This is a genomic window from Pseudomonas floridensis, from assembly GCF_002087235.1.
Taxonomy (GTDB): Bacteria; Pseudomonadota; Gammaproteobacteria; order Pseudomonadales; family Pseudomonadaceae; genus Aquipseudomonas; species Aquipseudomonas floridensis.
Genome location: NZ_MUIO01000153.1, coordinates 1 through 20,391 on the forward strand (window position 1 = coordinate 1; position 20,391 = coordinate 20,391).

The 20,391-nt window shown below is 60.7% G+C and carries 17 protein-coding genes; 7 read left to right on the top strand and 10 right to left on the bottom strand.

Annotation, left to right across the window (positions count from 1 at the left end):
• Positions 1 to 14 precede the first annotated feature (14 nt).
• From BZK31_RS27100 to tkt, 6 genes are all read right to left on the bottom strand, one after another.
• Positions 15 to 341 carry an MliC family protein gene (locus BZK31_RS27100; RefSeq protein WP_083186293.1) on the bottom strand — a complete coding sequence of 109 codons (327 nt, stop codon included), beginning with the start codon at positions 339 to 341 and terminating at the stop codon, positions 15 to 17.
• A gap of 54 nt (positions 342 to 395) precedes the next feature.
• On the bottom strand, positions 396 to 593 hold the full coding sequence (locus tag BZK31_RS27105; RefSeq protein WP_083186294.1) for a hypothetical protein: 198 nt from the start codon (positions 591 to 593) through the stop codon (positions 396 to 398).
• Positions 594 to 679: 86 nt separating this feature from the next.
• Positions 680 to 910: a hypothetical protein gene (locus BZK31_RS27110; protein ID WP_083186295.1), complete on the bottom strand. Its 231-nt coding sequence runs from the start codon at positions 908 to 910 to the stop codon at positions 680 to 682.
• A 27-nt stretch (positions 911 to 937) separates the two neighbouring features.
• Positions 938 to 2,101, bottom strand: coding sequence for a phosphoglycerate kinase (locus tag BZK31_RS27115; RefSeq protein WP_083186296.1), 1,164 nt, complete (start codon positions 2,099 to 2,101; stop codon positions 938 to 940).
• Between the two features lie 16 nt (positions 2,102 to 2,117).
• Positions 2,118 to 3,182, bottom strand: coding sequence for an erythrose-4-phosphate dehydrogenase (gene epd, locus BZK31_RS27120; protein ID WP_083186297.1), 1,065 nt, complete (start codon positions 3,180 to 3,182; stop codon positions 2,118 to 2,120).
• A 116-nt stretch (positions 3,183 to 3,298) separates the two neighbouring features.
• Complete coding sequence (tkt, locus tag BZK31_RS27125; protein WP_083186298.1) at positions 3,299 to 5,296, bottom strand: transketolase; 1,998 nt, start codon at positions 5,294 to 5,296, stop codon at positions 3,299 to 3,301.
• A gap of 255 nt (positions 5,297 to 5,551) precedes the next feature.
• On the opposite strand from tkt, the gene BZK31_RS27130 reads away from it, so the two are divergent.
• Both BZK31_RS27130 and metK read left to right on the top strand, forming a co-directional pair.
• The gene (locus BZK31_RS27130; protein ID WP_083186299.1) at positions 5,552 to 6,547 is read left to right on the top strand and encodes an ArsR/SmtB family transcription factor; all 996 of its coding nucleotides are present in this window, start codon (positions 5,552 to 5,554) and stop codon (positions 6,545 to 6,547) included.
• A gap of 20 nt (positions 6,548 to 6,567) precedes the next feature.
• Positions 6,568 to 7,758, top strand: a complete 1,191-nt coding sequence (gene metK / locus BZK31_RS27135; RefSeq protein ID WP_083186300.1) for a methionine adenosyltransferase — start codon at positions 6,568 to 6,570, stop codon at positions 7,756 to 7,758.
• Positions 7,759 to 7,862: 104 nt separating this feature from the next.
• Here the strand turns inward: metK and BZK31_RS27140 are convergent, their stop codons facing one another.
• The gene (locus BZK31_RS27140; protein ID WP_083186301.1) at positions 7,863 to 8,483 is read right to left on the bottom strand and encodes a LysE family translocator; all 621 of its coding nucleotides are present in this window, start codon (positions 8,481 to 8,483) and stop codon (positions 7,863 to 7,865) included.
• A gap of 196 nt (positions 8,484 to 8,679) precedes the next feature.
• Here BZK31_RS27140 and ligB point away from each other — a divergent pair, with 196 nt between their 5' ends.
• Together ligB and BZK31_RS27150 are read left to right on the top strand one after the other, a co-directional pair.
• Complete coding sequence (ligB, locus tag BZK31_RS27145; RefSeq protein WP_083186302.1) at positions 8,680 to 10,365, top strand: NAD-dependent DNA ligase LigB; 1,686 nt, start codon at positions 8,680 to 8,682, stop codon at positions 10,363 to 10,365.
• Positions 10,366 to 10,416: 51 nt separating this feature from the next.
• Positions 10,417 to 10,824, top strand: a complete 408-nt coding sequence (locus BZK31_RS27150) for a DUF1090 domain-containing protein (protein WP_083186303.1) — start codon at positions 10,417 to 10,419, stop codon at positions 10,822 to 10,824.
• Between the two features lie 47 nt (positions 10,825 to 10,871).
• On the opposite strand, the gene BZK31_RS27155 is transcribed toward BZK31_RS27150, so the two are convergent.
• The 3 genes from BZK31_RS27155 to BZK31_RS27165 form a co-directional block, all read right to left on the bottom strand.
• A complete protein-coding gene (locus tag BZK31_RS27155) occupies positions 10,872 to 11,273 on the bottom strand; it encodes an MAPEG family protein (RefSeq protein WP_083186304.1) in 402 nt (133 codons plus the stop codon).
• Positions 11,274 to 11,819: 546 nt separating this feature from the next.
• Complete coding sequence (locus BZK31_RS27160; protein WP_083186305.1) at positions 11,820 to 13,211, bottom strand: heavy metal sensor histidine kinase; 1,392 nt, start codon at positions 13,209 to 13,211, stop codon at positions 11,820 to 11,822.
• Positions 13,208 to 13,882 carry a heavy metal response regulator transcription factor gene (locus tag BZK31_RS27165; protein WP_083186306.1) on the bottom strand — a complete coding sequence of 225 codons (675 nt, stop codon included), beginning with the start codon at positions 13,880 to 13,882 and terminating at the stop codon, positions 13,208 to 13,210. Before BZK31_RS27165 ends, BZK31_RS27160 begins: the two co-directional genes overlap by 4 nt.
• 278 nt (positions 13,883 to 14,160) lie before the next feature.
• Between BZK31_RS27165 and BZK31_RS27170 the strand changes: the two genes are divergently transcribed.
• From BZK31_RS27170 to BZK31_RS27180, 3 genes are all read left to right on the top strand, one after another.
• Positions 14,161 to 15,378, top strand: coding sequence for a TolC family protein (locus tag BZK31_RS27170; protein ID WP_083186307.1), 1,218 nt, complete (start codon positions 14,161 to 14,163; stop codon positions 15,376 to 15,378).
• Positions 15,379 to 15,446: 68 nt separating this feature from the next.
• Positions 15,447 to 16,715 (top strand): efflux RND transporter periplasmic adaptor subunit, encoded by a 1,269-nt coding sequence (locus tag BZK31_RS27175; protein WP_083186308.1) that lies wholly within the window; start codon positions 15,447 to 15,449, stop codon positions 16,713 to 16,715.
• A 24-nt stretch (positions 16,716 to 16,739) separates the two neighbouring features.
• A complete protein-coding gene (locus tag BZK31_RS27180) occupies positions 16,740 to 19,889 on the top strand; it encodes a CusA/CzcA family heavy metal efflux RND transporter (RefSeq protein ID WP_083186309.1) in 3,150 nt (1,049 codons plus the stop codon).
• Positions 19,890 to 20,391 lie beyond the last annotated feature (502 nt).

The following is a 20,391-nucleotide window of genomic DNA, read 5'->3' on the forward strand; positions in this document are numbered from 1 at the left end:
ACATCGGCTACAACTTATCTGGCCTTGCAGCCGCGACCGATCAAATCGTTGGTAGCGTCCCAATACACCAGGCCTTCACTGCCTTTATTGTCAAACGCCAACACTTTATTACTGTAAAGCGTGCCACTGGAAGCGCCCGGTTCGGCCTTGAGCCTGAAAACCTGATCGCTCTGATTCAGCCGCACATCCACTTCTTTCTTGGCTGAATCGATATAGCGCCAATGAATCTCGGCGTTACTGTCACACACCCAACGGTTCCAGGGATCATTCTGTTGCGGCGCACTCATCATCGAGCAACCGCCAAGCACCGCCATTATTCCGAGGGCAATCAAGCCTTTCATGACTTCTCCTGGCCTGCCCCGCAAAACCCGGCCGGTGCCTGTGGTCTCGATGTATCAGGGGCAGTTCTGTTCCTGTTTACGGTCATCGGCCGGTTCACCCGTGACACGCGCCTCGACCCGTTGACTGTTCTCGGTCGTCGGCACATCCACGGATGCCGGGCTGAATACTTTGCAGGCACCGGCATGAGAACCGGAACCGGCACAGCCGGCTAATACAACGCAACTCACAAGCGCCAGGGCAGCGATCTTCATGGCAAAACTCCTTCTTCATTAAAAGATGTCCACCCATTAATGACCGCTGAAGCCCGTCGAGGTTGCCGGAAAGGGCTCGCCCCGACTCAAGGACAGCCTGTTTCCCCTGGCTTGGGCATGAACTCGTAACGATCCCATACCTCCTGGCCACCACGCTTGTAGATCACCGGCACGGTTTCAGCCTGCCAGCCTGCCTGATAGCAACTGGGTTTAAGCACGTGGGCCAGGGAATCACCCTCTACCTTTTCGGCTTCAGGCTTGCCTGCGCAACCGCCCAGCAAACCTGCGATGAGAAACCACGGTAACGCCCTGACCATGTACGACTCCTTGTCCAAAGCCGGAAATCAGGCCTTGGCGCGTTGTTCAAGCATTTCAACCGCTGGCAGCACCTTGCCTTCCACGAATTCGAGGAAAGCGCCGCCGCCTGTGGAGATATAGGAAATCTGTTCTGCCACGCCGTACTTATCGATGGCCGCAAGCGTATCGCCACCACCCGCGATGGAAAACGCCGGGCTTTCGGCAATGGCCTTGGCCAGGGTCTTGGTACCCTCACCAAACTGATCGAACTCGAACACACCGACCGGACCGTTCCACAGAATAGTCTTCGAAGATTTCAACAAGTCGGCGAAGTGCGCAGCGGTTTGCGGACCGATGTCCAGAATCATGTCGTCTTCAGCCACATCGGCAATCAGCTTGACGGTGGCGGTGGCGCTCTCGGCGAATTCCTTGGCGACCACCACGTCGGTCGGCAGCGGGACGCTGACCTTGGCGGCGATTTCACGTGCGGTATCGAGCAGATCGGGCTCGTACAGCGACTTGCCGACCTTGTGACCGGCGGCGGCCAGGAAGGTGTTGGCAATACCGCCGCCGACGATCAACTGATTGCAGATGGCGCTCAGGCTGTTCAGCACGTCCAGCTTGGTGGACACCTTGGAGCCTGCCACGATGGCGGCCATTGGCTGGGCCGGAGCGCCGAGCGCCTTGCCCAGTGCGTCCAGTTCGGCAGCCAGCAACGGACCGGCAGCGGCGACCTTGGCAAATTTGGCCACGCCGTGGGTCGAGCCTTCAGCGCGGTGTGCAGTGCCGAATGCGTCCATCACGAACACATCGCACAGCGCGGCGTATTTCTGCGCCAGCTCATCGGCGTTCTTTTTCTCGCCCTTGTTGAAGCGCACGTTCTCGAACAGCACCACATCGCCCGGCTTGACGTCGACACCGTCCAGGTACTCGGCCACCAACGGAACCTCCCGACCCAGCGCCTTGCTCAGGTAGTCGGCAACCGGCTTGAGGCTGTTCTCGGCAGAAAATTCGCCTTCGGTCGGACGACCCAGATGCGAGCAGACCATTACCGCAGCGCCTTTTTCCAGCGCCAGCCTGATGGTCGGCAGCGAAGCAAGGATACGTGCATCGCTGCTGACGACACCGTCCTTCACGGGAACGTTGAGGTCTTCACGAATCAGTACACGTTTACCTTGCAGATCGAGGTCGGTCATCTTCAACACGGTCATGAGGCGTTCCTGTTTTTTACTGTTGTTGGTCAGCGACGCGCAGAAAGTGCTCTGCAACGTCGAGCATTCGATTGGCAAAGCCCCACTCGTTATCGAACCAGGCCAGCAGATTCACCAGCCGGGGCCCGGAAACGCGGGTTTGACTCGCATCGACAATCGCCGAATGCGGGTCGTGATTGAAATCGCAGCTGGCGTGCGGCAACTCAGTGTAGGCCAGCAAACCCTTCAGCGGGCCGCTGGTGGCAGCCTCGCGCAGGATCCGGTTGATGTCCCGGGCGTCCGTATCGCGAGCGGTCTGCAACGTGATGTCCAGACAGGACACGTTGACGGTCGGCACGCGAACAGCTTTGGCCTGAATTCGGCCGGCAAGTTCCGGAAGCAGCCTTTCGATTCCGCGCGCCAGACCGGTGGAGACCGGGATGATCGACTGGAATGCCGAGCGCGTGCGACGCAGATCCTCATGGTGATAGGCGTCGATCACTGGCTGGTCGTTCATCGCCGAGTGAATCGTGGTGATGGTGACGTATTCCAGTCCGACAGCCTCGTCCAGCAGCCGCAGCAACGGGACGCTGCAATTGGTGGTGCAGGACGCCGCCGACACCAGCAACTCTCTGCCGGTAAGCTTTTGCTGGTTGATGCCAAACACCACCGTGGCGTCGACATCGGCTTCGCTGGCCATCGGTTGCGAGAACAGCACGCGTGGCGCGCCGGCGTCGAGAAAACGCTGACCGTCTTCGCGAGTGTTGTAGACACCTGAGCATTCCAGCACCAGATCCACATCCAGCGCAGCCCAGTCGATCTCTTCCGGAGTCGAATTGCGCAGAACCTTGATCCGGTGATCATTGATGTGCAGGTATTGCCCTTCGACCCGCACCTGACCGGGAAACCGGCCATGGGTGGAGTCAAAGCGCGTGAGGTATTCGAGGCTGGCCATGTCGGCCAGATCGTTGATGGCAACCACTTCGAACCCGGCTTTCGTTCCTCGCTCACACAGCGCACGCACGACGCAACGACCGATGCGGCCGTAGCCGTTCAGAGCAACTTTGTAGGGGCGGGGCTGGGGGCTGGGGGTCTCCCGGATTTAAGCTGATCCCGCATGAGCGCGCTGGCCCGCGATGGCGCCGCTCAGACAGCAAGTATGGTGTCTGAACGCTACCTTCACGGGCCGGCGCGATCCTGCGAGGGAACGCGTCGTGCTTAGTCTTCGAGCAGCTCTTCAGCCGTGCTCAGGACATTTTCCAGCGTGAAACCGAACTCTTCGAACAGCGCAGGCGCAGGTGCTGACTCGCCGAAGGTGGTCATGCCGATCACGCGACCTTCCAGACCGACGTACTTGTACCAGTAATCAGCATGTGCAGCTTCGATGGCGATGCGCGCGCTGACCTGCAGAGGAAGCACCTTCTGCTTGTACATTGCGTCCTGGGCTTCGAACACGCTGGTGCACGGCATGGAAACTACACGCACCTTGCGGCCCTGCTCGGTCAGCTTGTCGAATGCCTGCACGGCCAGACCGACTTCCGAACCGGTGGAGATCAGGATCAGCTCAGGCTCGCCAGCGCAGTCGCGCAGTACGTAGCCACCACGGGCGATATCAGCCAGTTGGGCTTCGTCACGCGCCTGGTGAGTCAGGTTCTGACGCGAGAAAATCAGCGCCGAAGGACCGTCGTTACGCTCAAGCGCGTATTTCCAGGCCACTGCCGATTCCACGGCATCGGCCGGGCGCCAGGTGTCCAGGTTCGGCGTGGTGCGCAGGCTGGTCAGTTGCTCGATCGGCTGGTGCGTCGGGCCGTCTTCACCCAGACCGATGGAGTCGTGAGTGAACACATAGATCACGCGCTTCTTCATCAGCGACGACATGCGCACCGCGTTACGGGCGTATTCCATGAAGATCAGGAAAGTGGCGCCGTACGGCACGAAACCGCCGTGCAGGGCGATGCCGTTCATCATGGCGCCCATGCCGAACTCACGCACACCGTAGTGCAGGTAGTTGCCGTTAGGGTCTTCGCCGGTGATGCTCTTGCAGCCTTTCCAGATGGTCAGATTGGAACCGGCCAGGTCAGCCGAACCGCCAAGTATCTCAGGCAACAACGGGCCCAGTGCGCCCAAAGCGTTTTGGCTGGCTTTACGGCTGGCGATGGTTTCGCCCTTGGCGTTGACTTCAGCCACGTACGCAGCCGATTTCTCGGCGAAGTCCGCAGGCAGTTCACCGCTCATGCGGCGGATGAAATCGTTGGCCAGCTCAGGGAAAGCGGCGGAATACGCGGCGAAACGCTGATCCCACTCGGCTTCGGCGGCCAGGCCTTTTTCCTTGGCGTTCCACTCGGCGTAGATATCGGCCGGGATTTCGAAGGGACCGTGGTTCCATTTCAGAGCGGCACGGGTCAGGGCGATTTCGTCAGCGCCCAGCGGAGCACCGTGGGATTCTTCCTTGCCCTGCTTGTTCGGCGAGCCAAAACCGATGGTGGTCTTGCAGCAGATCAGGGTCGGCTGCTCGCTTTTGCGAGCGGTGTCGATGGCGGTCTTGATCTCGTCGGCGTCATGGCCGTCGACATTGCGGATGACCTGCCAGCCGTAGGACTCGAAACGCTTCGGCGTATCGTCGGTGAACCAGCCTTCGACTTCGCCGTCGATGGAGATGCCGTTGTCGTCGTAGAACGCGATCAGCTTGCCCAGTTGCAGCGTACCGGCCAGCGAAGCGACTTCGTGCGAGATACCTTCCATCATGCAGCCGTCACCCATGAACACATACGTGTGGTGATCGACGATGGAATGGCCTGGACGGTTGAATTGTGCAGCCAGGGTCTTTTCGGCAGCGGCGAAACCGACGGCGTTGGCGAAACCCTGACCCAGCGGGCCGGTGGTTGTTTCAATACCAGGGGTGTAGCCGTATTCCGGGTGACCCGGCGTGCGGCTGTGCAACTGGCGGAAATTCTTCAGGTCGTCGATGGACAGGTCATAGCCGGTCAGGTGCAACAACGAATAGACCAGCATGGAGCCGTGACCGTTGGACATGATGAAACGGTCACGGTCGGCGAACGCGGGGTTGGCCGGGTTGTGCTTCAGATAATCGCGCCAAAGAACCTCGGCGATATCCGCCATGCCCATGGGGGCACCCGGATGGCCGCTGTTGGCTTTTTGCACGGCATCCATGCTCAGTGCACGAATAGCGTTGGCACGCTCACGACGGCTTGGCATCGCTGATCTCCTGGGTATAAAGGATTGGGATCTGAAAAAGGCGGCCATTTTCCCTCAGGGACCGGCCGGGGGCAATCACAGATAGTGGACCTTAGGCTTTTTTCCTGTGTTGTGGACATTAATTAGCCTGTCAACACTGGATAACCTCTGCGGGCGACAAGTTCAGCGGGATCGACAAACGCCTCCGCAGGCAATATCAAAACTTTTTGATATTGCCCTTGCGACATCAGAAATCGCTCACTAGACTGCGAACCCATGAACCTGCGCGTACCTGCCATTCGCCATGATGCCTGCGACGACCTCTCTGCTTTGTGCAAGGCCGGCGGCGACCCTCTACGGCTGAATGTTCTGCGTGCGCTGACCAATGATTCGTTCGGGGTGCTGGAGCTGGCGCAGATTTTTGCGATCGGTCAGTCGGGCATGAGTCATCACCTCAAGGTGCTGGCGCAGGCCGATCTGGTCGCGACACGACGTGAAGGCAATGCGATTTTCTACCGTCGCGCCCTGCCCCACACCGAATTGCCGGGCGGTCGGCTGCACGCCGCCTTGCTCGATGAAATCGACACCCTTGAATTGCCCGATGACGTTCAGGGCCGCATCGGCCTGGTGCATCGCCAGCGGGCACTGGCCAGTCAGGATTTTTTTGCCCGGACGGCGGAAAAGTTTCGCGCCCAGCAGGATCTGATCGCCGGTCTCGTGCAATACAGTGAAAGCCTGCTGACGCTGCTCGACAAGCTCAGCTTCGGCAGTGAGGCGACCGCCCTGGAAGTAGGCCCCGGCGACGGCGGCTTCCTTCCCGAGCTGGCACGGCGTTTCAGACAGGTCGTCGCGATGGACAACAGCCCGGCCATGCTGGAGCTGGCCCGCAACCTGTGCGAGCGCAAAGGCCTGCTTAATGTCGAGTTGCTGCTGGCCGATGCACTGACAGACAGTAAAGCGCGCGCCGATTGCGTCGTCTTGAACATGGTGCTTCATCATTTTGCCGCACCGGCCGAGGCCCTCGGGCGACTGGCCGAATGCGTGCGACCCGGCGGTAGCTTGCTGGTAACAGAATTGTGTAGTCATGACCAGAGCTGGGCCAGGGAGGCCTGTGGCGATCTCTGGTTAGGTTTCGAGCAGGAAGACCTGGCCCGTTGGGCCATCGCTGCGGGGCTAGTTCCCGGGGAAAGCCTCTATGTGGGCTTACGTAATGGTTTCCAGATCCAGGTTCGCCATTTTCAGCGACCGGCTGGCAACACTCACCATCGGTAAAATGAAGGAAACCCGTAGAGATGAGCGAATACTCACTTTTCACCTCCGAATCCGTGTCCGAAGGACATCCGGACAAGATCGCCGACCAGATTTCCGATGCGGTTCTGGACGCCATCATCGCTGAAGACAAATACGCCCGTGTAGCGTGCGAAACACTGGTCAAGACCGGTGTGGCGATCATCGCTGGCGAAGTGACGACATCGGCCTGGGTCGATCTGGAAGACATCGTACGTAACGTCATCCTCGACATCGGCTACAACAGCTCCGACGTCGGCTTCGACGGCGCGACCTGCGGCGTGATGAACATCATCGGCAAGCAGTCGGTGGACATCGCCCAAGGCGTTGACCGCAGCAAGCCTGAAGATCAGGGCGCTGGCGACCAGGGCCTGATGTTCGGCTACGCCAGCAACGAAACCGACGTGCTGATGCCGGCACCGATCACTTTCTCGCACCAACTGGTCGAGCGTCAGGCTCAGGCGCGTAAATCCGGCCTGCTGCCGTGGCTGCGCCCGGATGCCAAATCCCAGGTCACCTGCCGCTACGAAAACGGCAAGGTCGTGGGCGTCGATGCAATCGTACTGTCGACCCAGCACAACCCGGACGTTTCCTATGCCGACCTGCGTGAAGGCGTCATGGAACTGATCGTCAAACACGTCATTCCAGCGCACCTGCTGCACAAGGACACCCAGTTCCACATCAACCCGACCGGCAACTTTATCATTGGTGGCCCGGTAGGCGACTGCGGTCTGACCGGCCGCAAGATCATTGTCGACACCTACGGCGGCATGGCCCGTCACGGCGGTGGCGCGTTCTCCGGCAAGGACCCATCGAAGGTTGACCGTTCGGCTGCCTATGCAGGCCGTTACGTTGCCAAGAACATCGTCGCTGCCGGCCTTGCCGAGCGCTGCGAGATCCAGGTGTCCTACGCCATCGGCGTTGCTCAACCCACGTCGATCTCGCTGAACACGTTCGGCACCGGCAAGCTGTCCGACGACAAGATCATCAGCCTGGTTCGCGAGCACTTCGACCTGCGTCCGTACGCGATCACCACCATGCTGGATCTGCTGCACCCGATGTACAAGGCCACTGCGGCCTACGGCCACTTCGGTCGTATCCCGGTCGAAATGACCGTTGGCGATGACACCTTCACCGCCTTCACCTGGGAAAAAACCGACCGCGCCGATGCCCTGCGCGCTGCTGCCGGCCTGTAATTTCCTGCGGTAACCAAAAGCCCCCGGCGACGCGAGTCTCCGGGGGCTTTTGTTTGTGCGCTGGTAACAGGGTGGCTCTCACAGCCTTGGGCTGAAATTCGAGCTCAACCCCTGCGCGATACCAGCAGAACCGAAGCGGCACTGGCGAGCAAACCTGCGCACACCCGATTGAACAGGCGCTTGCCACTCGGCTTGGCGAACAGCCGACGTGCGTGCACGCCCATCCAGGCATACAGCGCAATCGCGATGCACTCCAGCACCAGAAACAGACTGCCCAACAACGCAAACTGACGTGTCACATCGCCCGTCTGATCGACGAACTGTGGCAGAAAAGCGGTAAACAGCAGGATGGCTTTCGGATTGCCTATGGCCACCAGAAACTCCTGACGCGCCAGATTCGCCTTACTCACGCCTGCCACTTCCGCCTCAGGCTGCAGGTCAGGGCTTGCCCGCCATAGTTGCGCGGCAAGATAGAACAGGTACATGGCCCCGAGGATTTTGATGCAATGGAACAGCCATTCGGATGTCTGCAGCACCACGGTCAATCCTGCCGCCGCGAGCGCAATCATAATGGTAAACGCCAGCAGCCGCCCTGTGCCGCCAATGCAGGATCGTGCAAAGCCATAACGTGTGGCATTACTGATTGAAAGCAGGTTGTTGGGGCCTGGCGCCATGTTCAGCGCGAAACAGGCTGGAACAAATACGGCGAGAGTCGAAAGGTCCATCCGGGAATCTTCCAGGGTTGTGTCGAGCGCTCAGTTTTGCCGGTATCTGGCAGAGGATCAATACATAGCCGAGCAGTGAAACGAGCGACGTCCATACCAACGATCCTGGCGCGTAAAACCCGGTAACCACGCCCTCCCCTCGCAGAGCGAACCGCCAGCTAGCCTTTTGCAGCCAATCCCAAGCAAGGATGCTTCAATGCTATCTGCAACTCGCCTGATGATCAGCTTTGCCCTTCTGCTTTGCATCTCGACCGTCACACAAGCCAGCCAATGCCCCGAGTGGTCCCCCGACCAGGCACGCAAACAAATCCACGCGCTCGAGCAGCAGATAGCTGGATGGGATGACAGTTATCACCGTTTGGGCATTTCGCAGATTCCGGATGAGCTTTACGACCAGTCGCGCCAGAGGCTGAATGCCTGGCGCGCGTGCTTTGCAACGCGAGCAGTCAATGACAATCCGCTGAAGACCGCAGTGGGCCCGGTGCCGCATCCGGTTGCCCACACAGGCGTTAACAAGCTGGCCGATGAGAAGGCGGTCAAGGCCTGGCTGAAGGGACGCAGCGACCTGTGGATTCAGCCCAAGGTCGATGGCGTGGCCGTCACGCTGGTGTATTCGGCTGGCAAGCTGGCGAATGTCATCAGCCGGGGCGACGGCATCAAGGGCCAGGACTGGACACCTCAAGCGCAGTTGATCAAAGCCATCCCGCAGCAGTTGCCGTGGCCGGATAACGTTGTTCTGCAAGGCGAACTGTACGAGCGGCTGACCGACCATGTGCAGGCGTCAGCCGGCAGCGTCAATGCGCGCAGCAAGGTTGCAGGGCTGATGGCACGCAAGACGATCAGCTCGACGCAAGCCGATACGATCGGTTTGTTCGTCTGGGACTGGCCCAACGGCCCGGCCTCGATGCACGAACGTCTGGCCGGGCTTAAAGCCATGGGCTTTGAAGACAGCGCCGCCTACACCCAGACACTGGACCATTTCGGCCTGGCCGCGCAATGGCGTGAGCACTGGTATCGCAGCCCGCTGCCGTTCGCCACCGACGGCGTGATCATGCGTCAGGGCGAGCGCCCTTCCGCCGAGCAGTGGCAGGCCAGAGCGCCTTACTGGATCGCAGCGTGGAAGCATCCCTACGCGCAGGCACTGGCCGACGTGCGCAAAGTCAGTTTCACGGTCGGTCGCAGTGGCAGAATCACGCCCATCCTCGAACTGGTGCCGTTGCGCCTCGACGACCGCACCATCACTCGCATCAGCACCGGTTCACTGCAGCGCTGGCAGACGCTGGATATCCGCCCCGGCGATCAGGTCGCTGTCAGTCTGGCGGGGCTGACCATTCCACGGCTCGACGGCGTGATTACCCGCAGCGTCGAGCGAGCACAGGTGAACCCGCCCGACGCGAGCGACTTTCATGAGCTCAGTTGCTGGCAACCGACGCCAGGCTGCGACAGTCAGTTTCGCGCACGTCTCACCTGGCTGAGCGGCAAGAAGGGGCTGGCGCTCAGCGGCGTAGGGCCGGGCACTTGGGACAGGCTTGTCGAAAGCGGGAAAATCAACGGGCTGGTCGATTGGATGACCCTCGATCAGGCTGAGCTTGCTACCATTCCCGGTCTTGCCGAACGCAGCAGCGCCAAACTGTTCGCCAGCCTGCAAAGCGCCCGGCAGCGGCCGTTCCAGACATGGCTCAAGGCTATCGGCCTACCCCCTGCCGGAACTGCCCAACTGAACGTCGGTTGGGACGAACTGGCCGCACGCAGTGTCGAACACTGGCAGGCGGAACCGGGCATCGGTCCGGGGCGGGCAGCAAAACTAAGAGCGTTTTTTCAGGACCCGCAAGTACAGGCATTGAGCCAGCAATTGCGTATTCAAGGTATTTCAGGTTTCTAGAGTCCGGGTTTCATCTTTTATGCCCGGGCGTCGTTTTCAAAAGGAGTTCATATGAAGTGTTTGTCACCGTTGATTCTTTTCACCAGTTGCACGCTGTTGGCCGCCCCGCTGCTGGCAGCCGAACAGGCTCCCCCTTCCGAGTGCCTGCTCAAGAGCCAGGAAATCAGCAGCAAGCTTCAGGATGCGCGGGCCGAAGGTAACAAGGCCGAACAGACAGGTCTGGAAAAAGCTCTGGCCGAGGTCAATGCCAACTGCACGGAGACTTCACTGCTCAAGCAACGCGAGCAAAAGGTTTTGGACGCCAAGCGTGAAGTCAGCCGTCGCCAGACCGACCTGAACAAGGCCATGGACAAAGGCGACGCGGAGAAGATCAACAAGCGTAAGGACAAGCTGGCCGAGTCCCGAAAGGAATTGCAGGACGCTCAGTCCGAGCTTGAGAAAGTGCAGCCGGACGACTGATAGACGAGTGCAGCGCTGCCTAACCCCGGCAGCGCTCTATCGGCGACTCAGGCTGCGGCCGGGAATGCCGAAACGCCGAACAGCGCAACGATGATGCCCATCCCTGCTACCCACGCCAGAGAGCGCATCGCCGCCAGGTCGGTCAGGTAGAAGATGATGTAGAGCAAACGGCTGGTAATGAACAGCACCGCCAGCACGTCGATAGTGACCAACTGTGCGTTGCCTGCAATGTGCGCAATGATCACCGCCGCCGCGAACGCGGGTGTCACTTCATAGCTGTTCAACTGAGCGGCGTGCGCACGCTTCGGGAAACCTTCGAGCTTGTCGAGAAAGGCGCGAGGATCGTGATTATTTCTCATGCCGAACTTACCGCTGCCGATCTTGGCGATGCCTGCACAACCAATGGGCAACAGGATCGCGACCAGCACACACCAAAAAGCAACTGTCATACGTTTATCCTCACGATTTCAAATGCTCGACGCCCTGTAAGCAAGCCTGGCCCACAGCTAAGAGCAGAGAAGGACCGAAAGGTTCTTTCGAATCACACTTAACCCACAATACGCTCCGCATCAGGGCAGGTGGATGATGAATTTGGCTGCAAGTGATGCTGCTCCCACGGCGCTCAATCGGTCAGGCATGCGCCCGTGGGAGCGGACTTGTCCGCGAAGGCAGTGAATCAGCCCCCCCCCCCGCATCTTCAGTGAATGTACCGGCCTATTCGTGGACAAGTCCACTCCCACGGCGCAGTGACCAGTGAAGGTGAGCTTGCTGAGTGCAGCGTCTGAAAAGACCTATTCGCGGACAAGTCTGCTCCAACAGCGATCCACCGTTCAGGCATGCGCTCGTGGGAGCCAACTTGTCCGCGAAGACAGCGGTCCACCGACCAGGCATGCGCTGTGGGAGCGACATGTCCGCGAAGACAGCGGTCCACCGGCCAGGCATGCGCCCGTGGGAGCGGACTTGTCCGCGAAAAAATGTACAGAAGGACCGTTGGCTCACACCAACCGTGGAAAAATCAGGCGGAAGGTCGTGAACTGCCCCGGCTCGCTTTCCACCTTCACCTGCCCTTCGTGCAGGCTCATGATTGAGCGAACGATGGCCAGACCCAACCCCGTGCCGCCCTGCTGGCGGGCGCGGCTGACGTGCACCCGGTAGAAACGGTCGAACAGGCGTGGCAGATGCTCCGCACTGATGCCCTCACCGGCATTGCGCACCGCCAGTGAGATTTCCTCGGCGTGCGTGGCGAGGCTGATCGTGATCGTACTGCCGCTCGTTCCATGCCGGATGGCATTGGACAGCAGGTTGGAGATCGCCCTCTGGATCATCAATCTATCGCCCATCACCCGGCCGTTGCCTTCGACGTACAGGGTGATGTCGCGGTCTTCGGCCGATGCGGAAAACAGTTCGGCGACTTTCTCCGATTCTTCACGCAGATCGATGGACTCGAGGGTCAGTGGCGCCGAGGGCTGGCTGACGCTTGCAAGAAACAGCATCTGCGCGATCATGCGCGACATGCGCTCCAGTTCTTCGGTACAGGACTCCAGCGCCTGTCGGTATTCCTCAGGCGGGCGTGGTCGCGACAGGGTGACCTGGGCCTTGCCCATCAGGTTGTTCATCGGCGAGCGCATCTCGTGCGCAAGATCGTCGGAGAACTGCGACAGTTGCTGAACATCGCCATCCAGCCGGTGCAGCATGAAATTCACGGCGTGGGCCAGGTCCCGCAGTTCATCCGGCAGGCCAGTCACTTTCATGCGGTGGGACAGGTCGCGCGCGGAAATCAGTGAGGTCACTTTTCTGAAGGCACCCAGCGGTTTCAACCCACGGCGCACCACCCACCAGGCGCCCAGCCCGACCAGCAGCAGGATCACCGGAAGCACCAGAAACGTGGACCTGGCGTAGGCGTGCAACATCGCAGTGTCGCTGTTTCGGTCCAGCGTCAGCATGACCAGAACGTTTTCATCGGTCTTGAGGCGGATCTGCTTGTAGCCCACCAGCAGCTTGTCGCCCTTGCTGGATTTCAGTTCATGGAAACCCTGTGTCTGACCGTCGGCAGCAGGCGGTGGCAGGTTGCGGCCTTCCTCGTTGCCGATATTCATCAACGGCCGCCTGGGCATGCTTGAATCGAAAATGCCCAGCGCAAAACTGTCGTGCCCGACAATCTGGTCACGCAAGGTGTGTGGGTACTGAACGATGTCGCCAATGGACAGAAACCCTTCGCTCAACCCGTGCTCGATCTGCGCGAACTTCTCTTTCAGGCTGTCTTCGGCACGCAGGTCGAGCTGGTGGGAGATGGCCGCGTAAGCGAACAGCTCCATGATCACCACCAGAAACGCACTCAACGCAGTCACCGTCAGGCCCAGCCGCGTAGAGAGGCGCGTCGGTTTCATTCGCGCACTTCCAGCACGTAACCGACACCGCGCAGGGTGTGTATCAGCTTGGTCTCGAACGGGTCATCGATCTTGGCGCGCAACCGGCGAATCGAAACCTCGACCACGTTGGTGTCGCAATCGAAATTCATGTCCCACACCAGCGAAATGATCTGGGTGCGCGACATGACCTCTCCGGTATGGCGCATCAGCAGGTGCAACAGCGCGAATTCCTTGGTGGTCAGGTCGATGCGCTGCTTGCCACGAAAGGCCCGGTGACGTCCTTGATCGAGTTCCAGGTCGCCGACCTGCAACACCTGAGGCGTCGTCGGCTGTTCGCTGCGACGCATCAACGTGCGCACTCTGGCCAGCAGTTCCGGAAACTCGAACGGCTTGACCAGGTAATCGTCGGCGCCCATTTCCAGACCCTTGACCTTCTCTTCCAGACGGCCGCGCGCAGTCACCATCATGACCCGGGTGTTGACGGTTTTGCGCAGTCGGGCCAGCACCTCCCAGCCGTCCATCTCGGGCAGGTTCACATCCAGAATCACGATGTCGTACGCCTGGTGCTGCGCGAGGTAGAGCCCGTCGAGTCCGGTGGCGGCGATATCGACGATATAGCCACTTTCGGTCAGGCCCTGATGCATGTACTCGGCAGTTTTCGGCTCGTCCTCTACTACAAGGATTCGCATGAATAAATGTCCTGTCTGGTGGGCGGTTGATGACGCTGGCGTCCGGCTTTCGGGCCGTTCTGACGGGCAGTGTACGGGCAAACAGCCACCCTCAGAAGCACATTACGGAATTGTAATTTTCCAGCAATCGCCCTGATAGCTAGCGCTCCATAAAGTCGCCTCATCCAGATTCAACAGCCCCTGTGGCGCCGTTGTTCTTTTTATCCGATGGGGGTGATGTATGCGACTGGAGGGCTACGAACGTGCTCGGGTCTAGACTGGCATTGAGACTGCCATACGTGAAAACCGGCGCGCTGTGCGTGCTGTTACTGACGCCAATGGTGGCGGCCGCGCAAGGCCTGAGCCTGCCGCAGGCCATCGAGGCGGCGTTTGCCGAAAACCCTGACCTTGCGGCAGCCCGTTGGGAAATCGGAGTGGCCGAAGGCGAACGCCAGCAGGCAGGCCTGATGCCCAACCCGGTGGCATCCTGGGAAGCGGAGGACACCCGCAGCGAAACCCGGACCACGACCGTGATGCTCAGCCAGGCGCTGGAACTGGGCGGCAAGCGAGGCGCGAGGATCGAGGCCGCCAGCCGCGGACAGGATGCCGCCCGGATCGAGCTTGAACGGCGCGGCAACGAGTTGCGGGCGGAAGTCGTGCAAGCGTTCTATGCCGCAGCGCGTGCGCAGGCGGGTCTGGACCTGGCCAGGCAATCCCGGTCACTGGCCGAGCGCGGCCTCAAGGTGGCCGAAGGGCGTGTGCAGGCAGGCAAAACGTCTCCCGTCGAAGCGACACGCGCTCAAGTGCAACTGTCCGAAACCGACCTGCTGGTGCGGCGCGCCGAAACCCTGAGAATCAACAGTTACCGCGAACTGGCACGCGCCACCGGCTCACCGACCGCCTCATTCGACCGGCTGAACTACACCGACCTGTCGCCAGGTAAATCCCCGCCGTCGGCAACACTGCTGAGCGCCCTCAATGAAACCGCCGAACTGCGTCTGGCCCAGGCGCAGATCGACCAGCGCGAAGCGACGCTGGGCTCGGAGCGCGCCAAGCGTGTTCCGGACCTGACCGTCAGCGTCGGCAGCCAGTACAGCCGCGAAGACCGTGAGCGCATCAACGTGGTCGGGCTGTCGATGCCGATTCCTCTGTTCGATCGTAATCAGGGCAACGTGCTTTCCGCCGCCCGCCGCACCGATCAGGCACGTGACCTGCGCAATGCCGTGGAGTTGAAGCTGCGCACTCAGGTCCAGTCAGCCCTTGACCAGTGGGCCACCGCCGCACGGGAAGTGGAGTCGTTCAACAGCATCATCCTGCCTGCCGCCCAGCGTGCGGTCGACACCGCAACACGCGGTTTCGAAATGGGCAAGTTCGGCTTCCTTGAAGTGCTCGATGCGCAGCGCACGCTGATTTCAGCCCGCAGCCAGTACCTGGAATCGCTGGCAATCGCCACCGACGCCAGCGTCACCGTCGAGCGCATCTACGGCGACCTCGACCGGTTCAACCGCATCCCCTGAGTTCTCTTTTCAGCCTTATCGAGCGCACCGCAGCGTGCGCAGCACTTACATGATTGCCGGGAGCATACATGGACAATAAACGAAGCATTGGCATCGCCCTGGCGGTGGTGGTCATCATTGGCCTGGGCAGCCTGACACTGAACCCCGGGATGCTGCCCTTCAGCGCTCAGGCCGGGGCCGACGACCACGCCAACGACGCCCACGGCAAGGAAGAAGCGCACACCGATGACGAACATGGCGAAGAAGGCCACGGCAGTGAGCCCGAAAAGCATGGCGCTGGCGCCGCGGAACCTGCCCACGAGGAAGAAGAGGGTCATCTTGAACTCAGCGCCGAACAGATCAAAGCCGCAGGCATAGAACTGGTCGCCGCAGAACCGCGCCCCATGAGCACCTCAGTGACGTTCCCCGGTGAAATCCGCTTCGATGAAGACCGGACCGCGCATGTGGTGCCGCGCGTCGGCGGCGTCGTAGAAGCAGTCAAGGTCGAGCTGGGCCAGAGCGTCAGGAAAGGCCAGGTGCTGGCGATCATTGCCAGCCAGCAGATCTCCGATCAACGCAGTGAATTGAGCGCCGCCCAGCGCCGTCAGGAACTGGCGCGGCTGACCCTGCAACGCGAGAAAAAACTCTGGGAAGACCAGATCTCGGCCGAGCAGGATTACCAGCAGGCCCGTCAGGCGTTTCAGGAAGCAGATATCAGCCTGTCCAACGCCCGGCAGAAACTCAGCGCCATCGGTGCCAGCGTCAGCCCCACCGCTGGCAACCGCTATGAGCTGATCGCGCCGTTCGACTCGATGGTCGTTGAAAAACACCTGGCCATCGGCGAGGTGGTCAGCGACGCCAGCAACGCCTTCACGCTGTCAGACCTGACCCGCGTCTGGGCGACCTTCGGCGTTGCGCCCAGGGACCTGGACAAAGTGATCGTCGGCCGCCCGGTCACGGTCAGTGCGCCCGACCTGAATGCACGCGTCGAAGGGCGCATCGGTTATGTCGGCAGCCTGCTGGGCGAGCAGACACGCACTGCAACCGTTCGCGTCACGCTCGCCAACCCGAATGGCGCCTGGCGACCCGGGCTGTTCGTCTCGGTCGATGTGGCAGCGCAACAGAGCCAGGTCGCCGTCAGCCTGCCCGAGTCCGCCATCCAGACCGTCGAAGACAAGCCTTCGGTGTTCGTGCGCAACGACGAAGGCTTTCAGTTGACACCGGTCACCCTCGGCCGCAGCGATGGCGGCTACGTGGAAATCGTCAAAGGCCTGGGCCCAGGCACTCAAGTCGCCGCCGCTGGCAGCTTCATTCTCAAGTCAGAGCTGGGCAAAGGCTCCGCCGAGCACGCCCATTGATCCGCGTCGTACGAGTACTCCTCCATGTTTGAACGGTTGATCAAATTCGCGATTGAACAACGCATCGTGGTCATGCTCGCGGTCCTGCTGATGGCAGGGCTGGGCATCGCCAGTTACCAGAAACTGCCCATCGACGCCGTGCCCGACATCACCAACGTGCAGGTGCAGATCAATACCTCGGCCCCCGGATTTTCGCCGCTGGAAACCGAGCAGCGCATCACCTTCGCCATCGAAACCAACATGGCAGGGCTGCCCGGCCTGCAACAGACACGCTCGCTGTCGCGCTCGGGCCTGTCGCAGGTCACGGTGATTTTCGAGGACGGCACTGATCTGTTCTTCGCTCGCCAACAAGTGAACGAACGGCTGCAGATCGCCAAGGACCAGTTGCCCGAGGGCGTCGAAACCATGATGGGGCCGGTCTCCACCGGGCTCGGCGAGATTTTTCTGTGGACGGTCGAAGCTCGCCAGGGCGCGCTGAAAGAGGACGGCACGCCTTACACGCCAACCGATCTGCGAGTGATTCAGGACTGGATCATCAAGCCACAACTGCGCAACGTGCCGGGCGTGGCCGAGATCAATACCATCGGCGGCTTCGCCAAACAGTATGAAATCGCCCCGGCCCCCAAGAAGCTGGCGGCCTACAAACTGACCCTGAACGACCTGGCTGCCGCGTTGGAACGCAACAATGCCAACGTCGGCGCAGGTTACATCGAGCGTGGTGGCGAGCAGTTGCTGATCCGCGCACCGGGCCAACTGCAAACCGTGGACGACATCGCCAACATCGTCATCGCTAACGTGCAAGGCTCGCCGATCCGGGTCAGCAGCGTGGCCGATGTCGGTATCGGCAAGGAAATGCGCTCCGGTGCCGCCACCGAAAACGGCCGCGAAGTGGTGCTGGGCACGGTGTTCATGCTGATCGGCGAAAACAGTCGCACGGTCTCGCAGGCCGTGGCTGCCAAACTCGCCGACATCAATCGCACCCTGCCCAGCGGCATCGAAGCGGTCACCGTCTACGACCGCACCAACCTGGTCGAAAAGGCCATTGCGACGGTCAAGAAAAACCTCGTCGAAGGGGCGATTCTGGTCATCGCGATCCTGTTCCTGTTTCTGGGCAACATTCGCGCCGCGCTGATCACCGCGATGGTCATTCCGCTGGCGATGCTGTTCACCTTCACCGGCATGTTCGCCAATAAAGTCAGTGCCAACCTCATGAGCCTTGGCGCGCTGGATTTCGGCATCATCGTCGACGGTGCCGTGGTGATCGTCGAGAACTCGATTCGCAGGCTGGCCCACGCCCAGCAGAAACATGGCCGAATGCTGACGCGTTCCGAGCGCTTCCACGAAGTGTTTGCCGCCGCCAGGGACGCGCGCCGCCCGCTGATATTCGGCCAGTTGATCATCATGGTCGTGTACCTGCCGATCTTCGCCCTCACCGGCGTGGAGGGCAAAATGTTCCACCCGATGGCCTTTACCGTGGTCATCGCCCTGCTGGGTGCCATGATCCTCTCGGTCACCTTCGTGCCTGCTGCCATTGCCATGTTCGTGACCGGCAAGGTCAAGGAAGAAGAAGGCCTGGTGATGCGCACGGCTCGTCTGCGTTATGCGCCGATGCTCGGCTGGGTGCTGGGGCATCGCTGGGTTGCGTTCACTCTGGCGTTCGTGGTGATGGTGTTGTCCGGCTTCACGGCCAGCCGCATGGGTAGCGAATTCATCCCGAGCCTGAGCGAAGGCGACTTCGCGCTGCAAGCCTTGCGTGTGCCCGGCACCAGCCTGACGCAATCGGTGGACATGCAGCAACGCCTCGAAAAAGCGGTGATCGAGAAGATGCCGGAAGTCGAGCGCATGTTCGCCCGCACCGGCACCGCAGAAATCGCCGCCGACCCGATGCCGCCGAACATCTCCGACAGCTACGTCATGCTCAAACCGCAAAGCGAATGGCCGGATCCGGACAAATCGCGGGAAACCCTGATCGCTGATCTGCAACAGGCTGCCGCCAGCGTGCCGGGCAGTAACTACGAGCTGTCCCAACCGATTCAGTTGCGCTTCAACGAACTGGTGTCAGGCGTGCGCAGTGACGTCGCGGTCAAAGTGTTCGGTGACGACATGAACGTACTGAACCAGACCGCCGCCAAAATCGCCGCCGCGATGCAAAAGGTTCCGGGTGCCTCGGAGGTGAAGGTCGAACAAACCACCGGCCTGCCGGTGCTGACCATCAATATCGACCGGGACAAGGCCGCACGTTATGGTCTCAACGTCGCTGATGTGCAGGACGCCATCGCCACGGCACTGGGCGGACGTCAGGCCGGCACCCTGTACGAAGGCGACCGCCGCTTCGACATGGTGGTGCGCCTGTCCGAACAGATGCGTACCGACGTGGCCGGGCTCTCCAGCCTGCTCATCCCGGTGCCCGCCAGCGCGGGCAGCGGCAACCAGAAGATCAGTTTCATCTCGCTGTCCCAGGTCGCCAGCCTCGATCTGGTGCTGGGGCCGAACCAGATCAGCCGCGAAAACGGCAAGCGTCTGGTCATCGTAAGCGCCAACGTGCGTGGTCGCGACCTGGGCTCGTTCGTCGAAGAAGCCGGTCAGACCCTCGACAGCAGCGTGCAGATCCCGGCCGGTTACTGGACCAACTGGGGCGGTCAGTTCGAACAACTGCAATCGGCCGCCAAACGCCTGCAGATCGTCGTGCCCGTGGCGCTGCTGCTGGTGCTGGCGCTGCTGTTCCTGATGTTCAACAACCTCAAGGACGGCCTGCTGGTCTTCACTGGTATCCCGTTCGCCCTCACCGGTGGCGTCATGGCGCTCTGGCTGCGGGACATCCCGCTGTCGATTTCGGCAGGTGTCGGCTTCATCGCCCTGTCCGGCGTGGCGGTGTTGAACGGGCTGGTGATGATCTCGTTCATCCGCAACCTGCGCGAAGAAGGCCGCTCGCTGCACGACGCCATCACCGAAGGCGCCCTCACCCGCCTGCGCCCGGTGCTGATGACCGCCCTGGTCGCATCGCTCGGTTTCATCCCGATGGCACTCGCCACCGGCACCGGCGCCGAAGTGCAACGCCCGCTGGCGACCGTAGTGATCGGCGGGATTCTGTCGTCTACGGCGCTGACCCTGCTGGTACTGCCTGCGCTGTATCAGTGGGCGCATCGGCGGGAGGAGGAAGCGTTGGAGAAATGAATAGCTGAGGTTTGAGGTAAAAAAGCGCCTTTCGGGGCGCTTTTGCCTTTCGAAACGGCACTTTCGCATCGCGCTGCGGTCGCACGTTCCTGCGTGTGTGGAGTTCCACGATTGTCTGTTGGCATCGTCTGTAGTGCTGGCCCTACGAATCTTTCAGAAAATCATGACCTGCTTTATCGGTCGTGCTACACAGACATATCGCCCAGGATTGCGATCATTGAGCGCTACGACCAGGCGCTTCGACAATGATCTCTGCCTAGAAAAAGCCGCTCCGTAAAAACGGCCTGTTCGATTCTGAAATCGTGTTTGAAGCCGCTGCTCGCTGCCCTTCATTTTTGCTTGTTCAGGACCGCACATCTAATGGATTACCCGCCTCGAAAAAGATCGGCCACCGTACTGAAATGGCTTCAGCCTCAATTGCCGACCGCCCGCGTGTCTCGCGTCAGCGTGCCCGTCGTCACTTCCGTCGAAAGGGCATAACACATGTTCGAGGCAGCCCGTT